Below are 12,787 nucleotides of genomic sequence, written 5' to 3' on the forward strand. Positions count from 1 at the left end.
GGGCGGGGCGGCAGGAGGCGGCGCGGGAGCGGGCGGCGCACCGCCCGGAGGCGCAGGGGCAGGCGGCGCGGGAGCGGGCGGCACCCCACCCGGCGGAGCCGGAGCAGCAGGCGCACCGCCCGGAGGAACCGGAGCAGGAGGCGCACCGCCCGGAGGCGCGGGCGCAGGCGGAGCCGGAGCAGCAGGCCCCCCGCCCGGAGGTGCCCCACCCGGAGGCACCGCCCCCGGAGGGCCCGGCCTCGGGCACGCCATCCCCGGCCGCGTCAGCTCCGCGTGCACATCGACCACGACCACATGCGCATCCACGCAGATCCGCCCCCGGCCGGTGTCGACCGCATCCGCGGTCACCCCGCCCCCCAGCGCCCGCACATGGGCGTGCGACGGCGGATGGTCCGGCACCGAGACCGGCAGATCTTTCGTGAGCAGATTCCTGGCGGCCACCGACAGCACCGGCGCCCCCGCGATCGTGGCGTTCGCGCTCCCGTCGTCCGCGGCGGCGGCACCCGCAGGTGCCAGCACGGCCACTGCCGTCAACGTCACCGCACATCCGGTCCTCAGCCATCCCGTCACCCGGAAAAGCATGCTCAACCGTCCACGTCCGCATTGGAGTTCACCCTCGAATTCGTCCGATGGGCGGAAAATTCCCTGAGCACACCGCATGGGGCCCATCCGTGTTCTCCGACCCGCCGGACCGCGCCGGAGACGGCCAAATCCCGGACGCCGCCGCCGATTCTGTGTACCGTCCGTCCTGATTCCGCGCCGCCCCCTGCAGACCCGCCCCCCCGGACCGAGAGAGCGCACGACGCAGATGCCTTCGACGACCGGCCCGGTGGCCCCGCTCGCCGCCGCCTTCCTCCTCGTCCTGCTCCCCCTCGCCGGATGCGTCCAGGCACACAGCGGAGAGGGAGGGAGGACGGACGGTTCGTCCGCGCCGAACTCCTGGTCGAGCTCCCGGCTGGTGCATGCGAAGGCACTCGTCCACCATCCGGGCACGTCCCGTACGGCACGGTCCACGCCGGCCAGCTCCCGGGTCGGTGCGCTGTTCGCGCACGACACCTCGGGGGACCACTTCTGCACGGCGAGCGTGGTGGCCAGCCCCGGCAAGTCCCTGCTGATCACCGCGGCGCACTGTGTGCACGGCGGGGGCCGGGGCGGCTACAACAGGGACATCGTCTTCGCCCCGGCCTACCGCAACGGCCGTACGCCCGACGGGATCTGGCAGCCGTCGTCCATCGTCGTCGACCCGCGCTGGGCCACTGCCGGGGACCCCGATCACGATGTCGCGTTCATCGTGCTCAAGCCGCTGAACGGCAAGCGCATCGCCGAGGTGCTGGGTGCCAACCGGCTCGGCACCGACAAGGGGTTCGCCAACATGGTGCGGATCACGGGTTATCCGGCGAACGGCGACGAGCCCATCACCTGCAGCAACCGCAGCACGCAACAGAGCGCGCACCAGATGCGCATCGTCTGCACGGGCTACAGCGGCGGGACGAGCGGCAGTCCGTGGCTCACCGGCTTCGACCCGGTCACCCAGAGCGGCTCCGTCATCGGTGTGATCGGCGGCTATCAGCACGGCGGCAGCACCGACGACGTCTCCTACAGTCCCTACTTCGACGCCTCGGTCCGAAAGCTCTACGGGCAGGCCGTCGCCCGCGAGAAGTGACCCGGACGGAAATCCCGGGGAATTCACGGGCGATACGGCCGGACGGCCAATAGGACGATTCAATTATCGGAAGGATTTTTTGGCATTCCAGCACCTTGACGCGTTCCCGCGGCAGGACCACCATCGCGGCAAAGGGACATATTCCGCCGCCATTCGGATGGGGGGTTCCCGATGGCTTTTTCGGCCGCATGCGGCGCGGGAGGTGTGCGCAACGGATTCGCGGGGGTCGTGGAGGACGGCCGGGTGGCCGTGGACTTCTTGTGCTCCTGCGGGAACCGCCATCGGGCGGCGGCCGGGAGACACGGCGAACAGCCGGTCGCGGTCGGGGTGTTCGCGGACGGGGGTCGTGTCGCCGAGACGTGGGTGTGCCCGCGCACCGGGGAACTGGGGCGCGGTGCACTGTCCCAGATCCCGCTCTTCTATTCCGTCTTCAACAATTCAGTCCGATTCTCCACCGATCTCGGGGAATTGGCGGGTGAAACGGCGGAACCCTGGCCGGCGGCGGTCGCGGCGGCACTGCACGGCGCGGTGCTGCCCGCGCCTCTCACCCCTTACGAGAATGTCTTCCAACTGGCCTGCGGAACAACCCTGACGGTCGCCGGCGGGCGCGAGCGGCTGGATCTCGCGGAGCTCGATCTCGCCGAACTCGCCGACCGCGCGCGGCGGCTGGCCGGGCGGAGCGGTCCGGTCGCGACGCTGCGCTGTGCGCTCGCTTACGCCGGGACGGCCGCGCAGGCCGGCACGGCCGTCCTGCTCGGTGACGGCGGCGGGCTGGGAGCGGCGGCGATCGCGGCGGCCTGCGGCGGCCCGGTGCGCAGGGTGCATGTCCATGTGGACGTGCCGGTGCTGGAGCGCAGGCGGACGCGGCTCGCCCCGGGCACCACGGTGATCGACGGGACGCGGTCCTGGCTGCGGGCCTGCAGCCGCACCGGGCCCGGCTACGCGCACGAGGCCGACCCCTGGCCGCCCGGTCCGGAGCTGTTGCCGGGCCGGGTCCGGCTGTTGAGCGGCAGGGCGCTGGTCCGCGCACTGACCGGGCCGCCCACCGGTACGGGACGGCTGCGCACCGGCTGGGTGCGGCTGGCCGGTGCGCAGCCGGTGCCCGTGCTGCGCGGGCACCGCGGCCGGCGCGTCTGGCTGCCCGCGGCGGCCCCGACGGCGGAACCGCCTGCGCCCGCGGGCGCCGGGCGCGACCGCCTGGAGCCGGCGGGCTGGATGTCGCAGGCCGCACGTGCGGCGCGGGCCCCGGTGAGCTCCGCCGACGCCGGCAGCCACCTGGTGCCCGCCGAAGGGGCGGGCACCACGCTCGGCGCCGTCATCGACGCGCTGGAGTCCAGGCCGTTGTCCTCCCGGAGGCCGGACGGGCCCGAGCCGGTGCTGGTGAGCGCGCATCCGGTGGTGGTCGGGGCCATCGCGCACCTCGCCCTCGACGGCCGGCTGCGCCGGGACCTGCGCGGCGGCCACGTCGATCCGGTGCCGCTGCTGCGGGAGTTGGTGCCCGCGGGATGGCGGCCCTCCGACACCACGCCGGCCGAGCGCGACAAGCTGTTCGCGGCGGCGTTCGTCACGCGCCGGCTGGCGACGGCGGAGCAGCGCGCCCGGCTGCTGGCCCGGGTCGAGTCGAGCCCGTGGATCGACGCCGACCGCCTCAAGGCCGTGCTGGCCGACAGCCGCAAGGTCCTGTTCGACGCGCCAGCCCTGCACCGCCTGTACGTCACGGCGGAGCGCTACGGCGAGGCCATGCACACGGCGGTGCCGCAATGATCCTGGTGCTGAACGAGGGAGTGCGCCTGATCGAGATGCCGTTCGGTGACGCCATCGTCGTGGACCGCACACGGCCCGGCGTCCAGCAGGTCAGCGCCCGGCTGGCGGGCCTGCTCCAACAGCGCGGCGCCGTGGACCGGTTGCTGCCGCCCACGCTCACCGAGGAGATCCGCCGCGGCCTGGCGGACGGCTGGATGTCCTTCGAGGAGGGGTCATGAACGTCCTGTCCGGTGCGGCCGCGATCGCGGCCGGGTGCGGTCTGCTGTGGCTCAGCCTGGCGGCCAAGCTCGCCGACCGCGAGTCGGCGAGGATCGTGTGGCCGGTGACCGGCCGCTTCGGCCGGGTCCTCGGGCCCGGGCCGGTGTCGGCCGGCGAGGCCCTGGTCGTGGCCGTGCTGCTGGCCCCGCTGCCGGTGGCGGTGCGACTGCTGCCGCTCGCCGCGTGCTTCTGCGCATACGCGGCGGCGGCGACGGTCCTGCACGGGCGCCGCTGCGCCTGCTTCGGCGGCTGGCTGCCCACCCGGTTCTCCGCGCTGCACGTGGTGGGCTGTGCATGCATCGCCGCTCTCGCGTTCACCGGGGTGCCCGGCGGCCTGTCCGTCCGCGCGGCCACGGTCGTGGCCGCCTCGTCCGTGACGGCGGCGAGCGCCGTGGCCGTGGTGCTGTGGCGGCGTGCCGCAGCCCGCGCGCGCCAACCGGTGCACGACGTGCACCACTTCGTGGTCTTCACCGCGGAGTCGTGCCCGTACTGCGCCGCGCTGGAGGCCCGGCGCAGCAGGTACGCGGCGCTGACGGACAAGCCGCTGGAGTTCCGGCAGGCAGTCACCGACGAGGACGCCGAACAGGCCGGCCGGGCGTTTCCGGCGGTGGTCGGCTACGACGGGGACGGCGTCCCGGTGACCGAGCCCGTCCACGGGCTGTCGCCGATCCGCGACATGCTGCGGCGCTCCGCGGCCGGCCGCGCGATGACGGGGAGCGCACGGTGATCGCGGAACTGCGGACCTCGCTGCGGCTGCGCCGGCACACGCTGCCGGAGCTCATCGAGCAGGCGGAACGGTCCGGGGCGTGCACGGCCACGGGCCGGCCGCCGGTGACCGCGGTGCTGATCATGCGCCGGCTGCTGTCCGGTTTCGGTACGTCCATGGACGAGACCGCAGCCGTCGTCGCCGCCCTGCGGCAGTGCGGATACCCGGCTCAACTGGTGCTGGGCGCCGAGCCCCTTCCGGCGAACGACGGCGAGTACCCGGTCTTCACCTGGGTCGCGGTGGACGGGGTGCCGGTCGACATCGACCGGCCGCCCGACACCTATCTGATCGAGCTCGCCAGGTTCCCCGAATGTCCATGACCGGCTTCGAGCGGACGGTCCACGCCCTGCTGCAGTGCCCGGCCGGGACGGTCACCGGCTCGGCCGGTGAAGGGTACGGCTGGGCGATGCACCGGCACCATCACCCCCTGCCGTGCCCGGCGCCGGCAGTACTCCTGCGGGGCTGTGCACCGGGCAGTTGGAGGCCGTCTCGCCGGACGGGCGGCACTGGACGCCCGCCGAGCTCCACGGCGTGATCGGGCAACCTGCCTGCGCAGCAGAGCGGTTCGCGGGCGCCGCGCTCGTCGGCGGCGAGCCCCGCTGCTGGATCGCCGACGTGCGGACGCGGCGGGTGCGGCTGCGCGACGCCCAGCACCTTCTTCGAGGCCGAGCCGGGACAGCGCATCCGGATGGCCCTGCCCGAGACCACCGCCGAACACCTGCGGCTGCACTACCGGTTCACCGACCCCCTCTCCGGCACACTCCGGCCCGCCGGCCTGGCGCCCCGCGGCTACCGCGACGTCCGGGCCACCGCCCCGGGGGCCGTCGCCGCGCACGCGCCCGGTCTGGTCGCGGCCGTCGGGCCGGACGGCGCCGGGGAGCAGGTGATCGACCTGGACGGCGCCCCGCTGCTGGACTTCCAGTGGCTCGGCGGACTCGTCCTGGTCACCGGGCGCCCGGACGGCTTCGACATCGTCTCCTGGCACGGCGATGTGCAGCGCGTCCTCCGCCGGCACCGCGGGCGGTACCTGCACAGCGACCGCGCGGGACGGCGTCGTCGTCGTGGACGGCGACGCCGTGCAAGTGGCCGGGGTGGACGGCCATCCGGCAACTCCCGTGCGGGTTCTGGCCGTCGGGCCGCGCACCGCCGGCCGGCTGTCTGCGCTTCGCCACCCTGCACGCCGGCAACGAGGCGGTGGTGTGGAGCGCGGCCCCCGGCACGGCGGCAGCCGTCCCGCTGTCCCGCCACGCCCTGCCCGTCGGCAGGCGCCCGGTCACCGTACGCCGGTGGCACGACGTGGCGTTCGCCGGAGTCACGGTTCCCGAGCCCCCGGCCGCGGCCGCCCCCGGGCCCGTCCGGCTGCGGACAGGACGCAGCGGCACCGAGGCGTACCTGCACCTCCCGCGCGGCCCGGCAGCAGGAATGCCGGGCCGGCTGTCCCAGGCGGGCGGCCGGTACGCCCCGCTCGGGCCCGACCCCGCCTGGCTGGCCCTGGACGGGCACGCGGTGCTCGACCTGCGCCTGGACCTCGGCTGGTGGCGGCGCACACCGGATGAGCGGATCCGGCCCCGGATCGTGCGGCAGACCCGCGACGGCGTCCTGCGCAGCGGGGCCGACCGGTACACCGGCCCCGTCCCGCCGGCCGTCGGCGGGGCCGGCTTCGGCGCCGCGCTCGCCCTCGTCGCCCTCGCCGACTGCGACCTGTTCACCAGCGGCATCGCGCAGAGCAGCGCCTACTCCCGGCACTTCACCGCCCTCGGCTTCCAGGACGAGAACCGCAGCCTGTGGGAAGCCCCCGGCCTCTACCGGGACTTCGACGCCGTGGCCGGCGCTCCTGGCATCTGGCGCCCGGTCCTCGTCATCCACGGCGAGGCCGACTGCAACCCGGCCACACCGCTCGCCCAGGCGCTGCTCCTCTTCCAGGCGCTCACCGCCAACGGGACCCGCCACGCCGGTGCCCCCCGTTTGTCCAGAACGGCCTGTGTGCGGGATCCATAGATACGGCGATCAAGGAACGAGCCGCAGAATCAATTTCAGAGAACCACCTCCTCGGGCACTGGCCGGCTGCAGGCCGGAACCGCACGCACCCCAATTCCCCGGCCCAGTGGGCACCTTGGCGCCCGGGAAGGTACCGGGGCGGGGCTCCCGCCTCCCATGGACCGGAAGAACATCACAGTAGCAACATGATCAAATGCCCGAGATGTTGCGATTTATACGGGCTCTAAAGTGAGGCTCGATCGGCTTTCGGAGCGTCTTCCAGACCTCGCGCTGATTGGGCAAAACCAGGGGTGCGGCGTCAACATGGGCCCTTCCCCTGGTCATGGGCCCCTCGGGGCCACGACCAGGGCCGCCCACCCAGCCGTCCCCGGAAGGAACCCATGCGAGTCCCTCGCCCCCGTGACCTGGCCGCACTGCCGTACGCGCACCACCTTCAGCCCTTCACCGGCGAGCTCGAACACGCGGGCGCCTACGAATGGCTGCACTTCGACAGCTCCGTTTTCCAGGACGCGGAAGCAGGAAGCTCACTCTTCAGCCAGTCGGCTTTCTCCTCGGCCACCTTCGACCGCGGCCGCCTGCGGCGCTCACGGTTCGACGAGGTGTGGCTGCACACCGTCCGCATGGTCGGCACCAACGTCGCCGAGACCACCTGGCTGGACAGCGAGTGCACCGCCGGCGTCTTCGCCGGCACCGAGATCCACGGCAGCGAGATGCGCCGCACCGTCTTCCGCCAGTGCAAATTCGACTCGGTCAACTTCCGCGCGACCTCGCTCAAGGACGTCGTCTTCGTCGACTGCCTCCTGCGCGACGTGGATTTCAGCGGAGCGCAACTAGCCGACGTCAGCTTCCCCGGCTCAACCCTGGACCGGACACGGATCGACAGGGCCACGCTCGCCAGGGTCGACCTGCGCGAGGCCACCGCCCTGGGTATCGTCTCCGGGATCGGAGCCCTGAGCGGCGCGACGATCAGCACCGCCCAGCTGTTCGACCTGGCCCCAGTCCTGGCACAGCACATCGGCCTCACCGTGAAAGACCACTGACACCAGCCCCAAGAACCGCCCTGTCGTTGCTGTCCGTGCGATTTCGACTGCGGCAGGCCTGGGCACGGAGGTCAGTCGCGCCAGTAGCCGTTGGCGGCGGCAATGGTCTGGAACTCGATCGCGACGACCCGCGCGGCGTCGATAAGACTGTCCGGGGTGGAGGAGTAGTTGGGGCGACCTCCCTTGAGGATGTCCAGGTCAGGCTGGATGTTGTGGATAGTGTGCCGGGCCAGCGTGAGCGCGAGGGATCGGCCTTCCTCCGGGGTCCTGGTCATCAGAGAACCACCGGGAACAAGGACCATGCCGTCGTCGGGTACTCGGTTCATACCGAACAGTGTTGCTGGACGGCCGGGCTCTTCTCCGTCGCAACACCTCCACCGCTTCCCGGCGACCGGCCCTTGTCACCTGTTTGCGCCTACCCTTCACCGCCTCGAAATCACGAACAGGAGCTGCTGGAGCAGGTCGGCGTCGCCCTCCATCCGCAGCGAGCCGGCCGGGATGCGCATGTACATGAGCAGGGCCATCTCGCTCGCCGTGCCGTGGATGGCGGCGGTGGGCTTGCCCTCGGCGGCCTCCGCCGCGGTGAGACGGGTGAAGCGGGAACCGGCGGCGTCCACCGTCCGGCGCCAGGAGCCGGCCTCGGCTCGCACTCGATTGAGACCGATCGGCAGATGGATCACTTGAGGCGCCGGGTGGCGGGGCGGCCGTCCCAGCGGTAGCGGCTCGTCGAGCGTCGGATGAGCATGCGGAGCGTGACGAGAGTCGCGGCGAGGTGGAGGTAGAACTCGACGACCGCGCCGTTCCTCTCGGTGCAACGCCGGAGCTTGCCGTAGCCATTCATCCACGGGTGCGTCCGTTCCACGGTCCACCGCTTACCGGCCTGGATCGGGGCAGGTACACCCTTGCGGGCGATCTCACCAGTGAAGCCCAACTCCCGGAGCAGAGTGCGGGACTTGTTGTTGTCGTAGCCCCGGTCGAGGTTGACGTTCACATCCTCGGGCAAGGGTCCCATCTGTCCGATGGCCGCTTCGAGGGTCGGGCCGAGGAGAGGCGAGTCATGGCGGTTGGCCCCTGCGGCGACCAGGCCGATCGGGACGCCGCTCCCGTCGGAGGCGAGCGAGCGCTTCAGGCCCTGCTTCCCGCGGTCGACCGGGGAGCGGCCTGCGCACTCGCCGCCGCACGGGGCCTTGGTGATGCAGCCGTCGACGGATATCCCGGACAGCTCCAGGCCGATCATGCGATCGTACACCTGGAGCGCGATGGCGTGGACGACCTCGGAAATGCCTTGCGTGGCCCGCTCTTTGAGCCGTCGGCGGATGGTTCGGTCGGAGCATCCGGGACTGGACAGGCGCTCGTAACCCGAGCCGTGGACCAGCGCGAGCACCAGGTGTTCGAACACGATCCGGTCGGGGATTCTGCGGCGGTGGCAGCCGAGCGGGGGCCCCGCGGCGAATTCCAGCCGTGTGGGCAGGAGTGCGGCGAACTGGTCCCAGGGGTTTGAGCAGACAAGGCGGCAGCGCGGGCACGGCTGTCCTTCGTGATCCCGGCCGGCCTCGCCTTCCAGCGCTTCAGTTGCGCCGCCGTGCAGGAGGCCGCCGCGCGCGAGGCGCGGCGGCCCATGTGCCCGGGCTGCGGACGGAAGTTCAGGCTGAGCCCTGGGCTGCTACGGCAGCCGGGCGAAGACGTGCACCGCTTCGCGCTTCGCGAACTCCTCGCTCAGCGGCCGCCCGTGGGCCGCGGCCGTCTCCTCGGCCGGCACGCTGCGCGTCTGCCAGCCCAGGTCCGCCAGGCGGTCCGCCGGCTTGGTGCGCTCGTCGGTGTGGATCAGTTCGGTGATGTCGACGCCCAGGGTGCGGACGCTGCCCTGCACGGCCTCCTTGCCCCGTGCCGCCGCCCAGGTGTTGCCGAAGGTCTCCACCGCGAAGCGGCTGCCGGGGGCGGAGAGCCGGTGGATCTCCTGGAAGAGTCCTTCCTCGGCCTCCGGGGGAAGGTAGGGCAGGAGTCCTTCCGCGAGCCAGGCGGTGGGCCGTGCACGGTCGAAGCCCGCCGCTTCCAGTGCCGTGGCCCAGTCGTCGCGCAAGTCGACGCCGACCGGCCGGTGTTCGCAGGAGGCGGCCGCTCCCTGCTCGCGCAGGACGCGCAGTTTGAAGTCCAGGACCAGCGGCTGGTCGATCTCGTGGACGACGGTTCCGGTCGGCCACTGCAGCCGGAAGGCCCGGGCGTCGAGCCCCGAGGCGAGCACCACGGCCTGGGTGATGCCCGCCGCGGCGGCGTCCTGGAAGAAGTCGTCGAAGGCCCCGGTCCGTACGGCGATGTACGTGGAGGTGTCCGACCAGTAGTGCTGTACACCGGTGGCCTCGGCCTCGGCCGCCGTCGTGGGCAATGGCACGGGCGGCCGGGCCTCCTCGACGAAGCGGGCCGCGTACGGGTCCTGTATCAGGGGGTCCGGCCGGCTCGTCTCGACGGCCCTGGCGGCCGCCACCGCCAGTGCGGTGATGCCGATGCCCGAGACGATGTCCCACTGCTGGTCCGTGCTCACGAACGCCTCCTGCGATCCACCTCGTTGAACAGGTGGTCATGCTAAGCGTGTGCAGGCGATCAGCACCAGGTCGTAGCTCCAGGCAACTTATGGGCCCCGTCACCTATGCCCGCTCCCCCGCGGCTCCATGCGGAAGGCGAACCCCGCGGTCCCCGGGTCGACGGACGTCACACCGCCGTCGACCGTGAGCACCGCGCCGTTGACGAACGAGGCCGCGGGCGACAGCAGCCAGCCGATCGCCTCCGCGACCTCCTCCGGCCGGCCCGCGCGACGGGCCGGGATCAGCCGGGCCGCCTCCTCGTACGCGGCCTCCAGGCCGTCCGCCCCCTCCCCCAGCTGTTCCTCGTCGGCGAAGCGGGCCATGCGCCGGTCGGCCATCTCGGTGCGGATCCAGCTGGGGCAGACGGTGTTGGCGCGCAGGCCCTGCGGCCCGTAGTCGACCGCGAGCGAACTGCACAGCTGCAACAGGGCCGCCTTGGACGTGGCATAGGCCGCGTTGGCGACCCCGTTGCGCAGAGCCGCGACGGAGGCGACGGCCACGACGGAGCCCTGCACCTGCAACAGGTGTGGCAGGGCAGCACGCATGAGGTGGAACGGGCCGGTGAGGTTGATGCTCATGACGGCTTCCCAGTCCGCCACCGAGAGGTCGCCGACGGCCCCGCTCCGTCCGATGCCCGCGTTGAGCACCAGCCCGTCGAGCCGCCCGTAGGCCGAGACGGCCGCCTCGACCAGGGCACCGGCCGCGTCCGGGTCGGCGGCGTCCGACGGGTGGGCCAGGGCGCCGGTCTCCTCGGCGATGCGCTGCAGGGGTTCGGGTCTGCGGCCGGAGACGACCACCCGGTGCCCGGCGGCGCGCAGCAGCCGCGCCGTCGCGGCACCGATGCCGGTTCCCCCGCCGGTCACGATGACAACTCGTCCGTCCATCATGGTGTTCGATCATACGGAGCCCTTGTCCCGACCGACTACGCTCGGAGAGGTACAGTGCCGCAGCCCGGACAGGGCGTGGTGAACGGGGGTTTCGGACAATGCGCTATCTGGTACGCGACCGCATGCTCGCCTTCCACGAGGAGGCGTGGGTCGAGACCGAGCACCGGGAGAAGATCTTCAAGGTCAACAGGAAGTTCTTCCGGCTGCGCGGCACGTTCGTCTTCGTGGACACCCAGGGCAACCAGGTGGCCAGCATCGTCAAGAAGTTCTTCACCCTCCACCACACGATCCTCATCGAGCGGAACGACGTGGTGGAGGCCCGGATCAGCAAGCGGGCGTTCACGTTCTTCGGGGACCGCTTCAAGGTGACCTTGCGCGACGGGCGCCGGCTGCGGATCGCCGGCAACTTCTGGGACAAGGAGTTCGACATCCAGGACCGGGACCAGGGCATCACCCTGGCCCATATCTCCCGGCGCTGGTTCACCGTCCGCGACGCCTACGCGGTCGACGTGCTGAGCCAGGAGGACCCGACCCTGCTGATCATTCTGGCGGTGTGCGTGGACCACACCCTTCAGGACATGAAGGGCGAAAAGGTCACCAACCTCTGACCCGGCGGACCGTGCACGGAGCTCTCAGCACTCCACCCGCAGTTCCCGCAGCCCCCGTATGACGAACCCCGGCTTCCACTGCGGCTCCGCCACCAGCCGCAGCCCCGGCACCCGCCGCAGCAACGCACCGAACACCGCGGCGAGTTCGAGCCGGGCGAGCGGCGCCCCCAGGCAGTAGTGGATCCCGGCGCCGAAACTGAGGTGGGCGCTGCCGGTGCGGGTCACGTCCAGCCGGTCGGGGTCGGGGAAGACGGCGGGGTCGTGATTGGCGGAGCCGAGCAGGAGGGCCACCTCGCTCCCGCGCTCGACGACGGTGCCGCCGATCTCGATGTCGTCGAGCACCCAGCGCTCGAAGAGCTGCAACGGGGTGTCGTAGCGCATCAGTTCCTCGACCGCCTGCGGGACGAGCGCGGGATCCCGGCGCAGGGCGGCGAGCTGGTCCGGGTGACGGAACAGTGCCCACCAGCCGTTCCCGGTGGTGTTGACGGTGGCCTCGTGGCCGGCGTTGAGGAGCAGGGCGCAGGTGGAGACGACCTCCTGCTCGCTCAGCCGCTCGCCCTCGTCGCAGGCGGCCACCAGCGCACTGATCAGGTCGTCGGCGGGGCGGACCCGGCGGTCGGCGATCAACTCGCGCAGGTAGGCGGAGAACTCGACGGAGGCGCGTACGGCGCGCTGCGCCGTCGCCTCGTCCGGGTTGAGCTCGTACATTCCGCAGATGTCGGCAGACCAGGGCCGCAGCAGCCCGCGGTCGGCGGCGGGGACGCCGAGCATCTCGGCGATGACGGCCACGGGCAGCGGTTCGGCCACGTCCGCGATCAGGTCGCCGCCGCCCTCGGCGAGGAGTCCGTCCACCAGCTCGCGCACCAGCCGTTCGACCACGGGCGCCAGGGCGGTGACCGTGCGCGGGGTGAACGCCTGTGTCACGAGGCGGCGGATCCGGGTGTGGTCGGGGGCTTCGAGGTCGAGCAGACCGTTGTCGTTGAGGACGTGGAAGGGCTCGTGCCCGGCGGGCGGCGGGGTGCGCCCGAACTCCTCGTGCGTGAACCGGTGCAGATAGGTCCGCCCCAGCCGCCGGTCGCCCAGCAGGGCCCGGACGTCGGCGTGATGCGGCACCAGCCACTGCCCGCTCGGGGCGAACCAGTGGACCCGCCCGGCGGCGCGGAGTTCGGCGAAGCCGGGGTAGGGGTCGGCGACGAAGGCAGGAGACCAGGGATCGAAAGCCAT

Annotated in this window: 14 protein-coding genes and 1 pseudogene; 8 read left to right on the forward strand and 7 right to left on the reverse strand. The window is 72.2% G+C overall.

Annotated features, from left to right (window positions below):
- Positions 1-209 (reverse strand): hypothetical protein (locus tag HG542_RS34515; RefSeq protein WP_218039032.1); only part of this gene is annotated, 209 nt, incomplete at its 3' end.
- 599 nt (positions 210-808) lie between these two features.
- On the opposite strand from HG542_RS34515, the gene HG542_RS14430 reads away from it, so the two are divergent.
- The 7 genes from HG542_RS14430 to HG542_RS14460 all read left to right on the forward strand — a co-directional run bounded on the left by HG542_RS14430 (position 809) and on the right by HG542_RS14460 (position 7,489).
- Complete coding sequence (locus HG542_RS14430) at positions 809-1,663, forward strand: trypsin-like serine peptidase (RefSeq protein ID WP_171081376.1); 855 nt, start codon at positions 809-811, stop codon at positions 1,661-1,663.
- Between the two features lie 204 nt (positions 1,664-1,867).
- On the forward strand, positions 1,868-3,427 hold the full coding sequence (locus tag HG542_RS14435; RefSeq protein WP_171081378.1) for a hypothetical protein: 1,560 nt from the start codon (positions 1,868-1,870) through the stop codon (positions 3,425-3,427).
- Complete coding sequence (locus HG542_RS14440) at positions 3,424-3,645, forward strand: hypothetical protein (protein ID WP_171081379.1); 222 nt, start codon at positions 3,424-3,426, stop codon at positions 3,643-3,645. Before HG542_RS14435 ends, HG542_RS14440 begins: the two co-directional genes overlap by 4 nt.
- Positions 3,642-4,412 (forward strand): thioredoxin domain-containing protein, encoded by a 771-nt coding sequence (locus HG542_RS14445; RefSeq protein ID WP_171081381.1) that lies wholly within the window; start codon positions 3,642-3,644, stop codon positions 4,410-4,412. Before HG542_RS14440 ends, HG542_RS14445 begins: the two co-directional genes overlap by 4 nt.
- Positions 4,409-4,771, forward strand: coding sequence for a hypothetical protein (locus HG542_RS14450; RefSeq protein WP_171081383.1), 363 nt, complete (start codon positions 4,409-4,411; stop codon positions 4,769-4,771). Before HG542_RS14445 ends, HG542_RS14450 begins: the two co-directional genes overlap by 4 nt.
- Before the next feature lie 877 nt (positions 4,772-5,648).
- Positions 5,649-6,449, forward strand: a complete 801-nt coding sequence (locus HG542_RS14455; RefSeq protein ID WP_171081385.1) for an alpha/beta hydrolase family protein — start codon at positions 5,649-5,651, stop codon at positions 6,447-6,449.
- A 380-nt stretch (positions 6,450-6,829) separates the two neighbouring features.
- Positions 6,830-7,489 carry a pentapeptide repeat-containing protein gene (locus tag HG542_RS14460; protein WP_171081387.1) on the forward strand — a complete coding sequence of 220 codons (660 nt, stop codon included), beginning with the start codon at positions 6,830-6,832 and terminating at the stop codon, positions 7,487-7,489.
- Between the two features lie 71 nt (positions 7,490-7,560).
- Here the strand turns inward: HG542_RS14460 and HG542_RS14465 are convergent, their stop codons facing one another.
- The 5 genes and pseudogenes from HG542_RS14465 to HG542_RS14485 all read right to left on the reverse strand — a co-directional run bounded on the left by HG542_RS14465 (position 7,561) and on the right by HG542_RS14485 (position 10,955).
- The gene (locus tag HG542_RS14465) at positions 7,561-7,815 is read right to left on the reverse strand and encodes a hexameric tyrosine-coordinated heme protein (RefSeq protein WP_229922730.1); all 255 of its coding nucleotides are present in this window, start codon (positions 7,813-7,815) and stop codon (positions 7,561-7,563) included.
- A 96-nt stretch (positions 7,816-7,911) separates the two neighbouring features.
- The gene (locus tag HG542_RS14470; RefSeq protein WP_229922731.1) at positions 7,912-8,169 is read right to left on the reverse strand and encodes a hypothetical protein; all 258 of its coding nucleotides are present in this window, start codon (positions 8,167-8,169) and stop codon (positions 7,912-7,914) included.
- A pseudogene (locus tag HG542_RS14475) lies at positions 8,166-9,015 on the reverse strand (IS5 family transposase). The gene HG542_RS14470 and the pseudogene HG542_RS14475 overlap by 4 nt, the downstream one beginning before the upstream one ends.
- Before the next feature lie 137 nt (positions 9,016-9,152).
- The gene (locus tag HG542_RS14480; protein WP_171081390.1) at positions 9,153-10,028 is read right to left on the reverse strand and encodes an SAM-dependent methyltransferase; all 876 of its coding nucleotides are present in this window, start codon (positions 10,026-10,028) and stop codon (positions 9,153-9,155) included.
- Positions 10,029-10,127: 99 nt separating this feature from the next.
- Positions 10,128-10,955 carry an SDR family NAD(P)-dependent oxidoreductase gene (locus HG542_RS14485; RefSeq protein ID WP_171081392.1) on the reverse strand — a complete coding sequence of 276 codons (828 nt, stop codon included), beginning with the start codon at positions 10,953-10,955 and terminating at the stop codon, positions 10,128-10,130.
- 98 nt (positions 10,956-11,053) lie between these two features.
- On the opposite strand from HG542_RS14485, the gene HG542_RS14490 reads away from it, so the two are divergent.
- The gene (locus HG542_RS14490; RefSeq protein WP_171081394.1) at positions 11,054-11,563 is read left to right on the forward strand and encodes an LURP-one-related/scramblase family protein; all 510 of its coding nucleotides are present in this window, start codon (positions 11,054-11,056) and stop codon (positions 11,561-11,563) included.
- 24 nt (positions 11,564-11,587) lie between these two features.
- On the opposite strand, the gene HG542_RS14495 is transcribed toward HG542_RS14490, so the two are convergent.
- Entirely contained in the window at positions 11,588-12,787 is a 1,200-nt protein-coding gene (locus HG542_RS14495; protein ID WP_171081396.1) for a cytochrome P450, read from the reverse strand.

It is taken from the genome of Streptomyces morookaense, from assembly GCF_013030945.1.
Taxonomy (GTDB): domain Bacteria; phylum Actinomycetota; class Actinomycetes; order Streptomycetales; family Streptomycetaceae; genus Streptomyces; species Streptomyces morookaensis.

Coding starts and splice junctions, on each gene's coding strand:
- HG542_RS14430 (WP_171081376.1), top strand. CDS start 809: ATGCCTTCGACGACCGGCCCGGTGGCCCCGCTCGCCGCCGCCTTCCTC.
- HG542_RS14460 (WP_171081387.1), top strand. CDS start 6,830: ATGCGAGTCCCTCGCCCCCGTGACCTGGCCGCACTGCCGTACGCGCAC.
- HG542_RS14495 (WP_171081396.1), bottom strand. CDS start 12,787: ATGGCTTTCGATCCCTGGTCTCCTGCCTTCGTCGCCGACCCCTACCCC.
- HG542_RS14440 (WP_171081379.1), top strand. CDS start 3,424: ATGATCCTGGTGCTGAACGAGGGAGTGCGCCTGATCGAGATGCCGTTC.
- HG542_RS14490 (WP_171081394.1), top strand. CDS start 11,054: ATGCGCTATCTGGTACGCGACCGCATGCTCGCCTTCCACGAGGAGGCG.
- HG542_RS14465 (WP_229922730.1), bottom strand. CDS start 7,815: ATGAACCGAGTACCCGACGACGGCATGGTCCTTGTTCCCGGTGGTTCT.
- HG542_RS14445 (WP_171081381.1), top strand. CDS start 3,642: ATGAACGTCCTGTCCGGTGCGGCCGCGATCGCGGCCGGGTGCGGTCTG.
- HG542_RS14485 (WP_171081392.1), bottom strand. CDS start 10,955: ATGATGGACGGACGAGTTGTCATCGTGACCGGCGGGGGAACCGGCATC.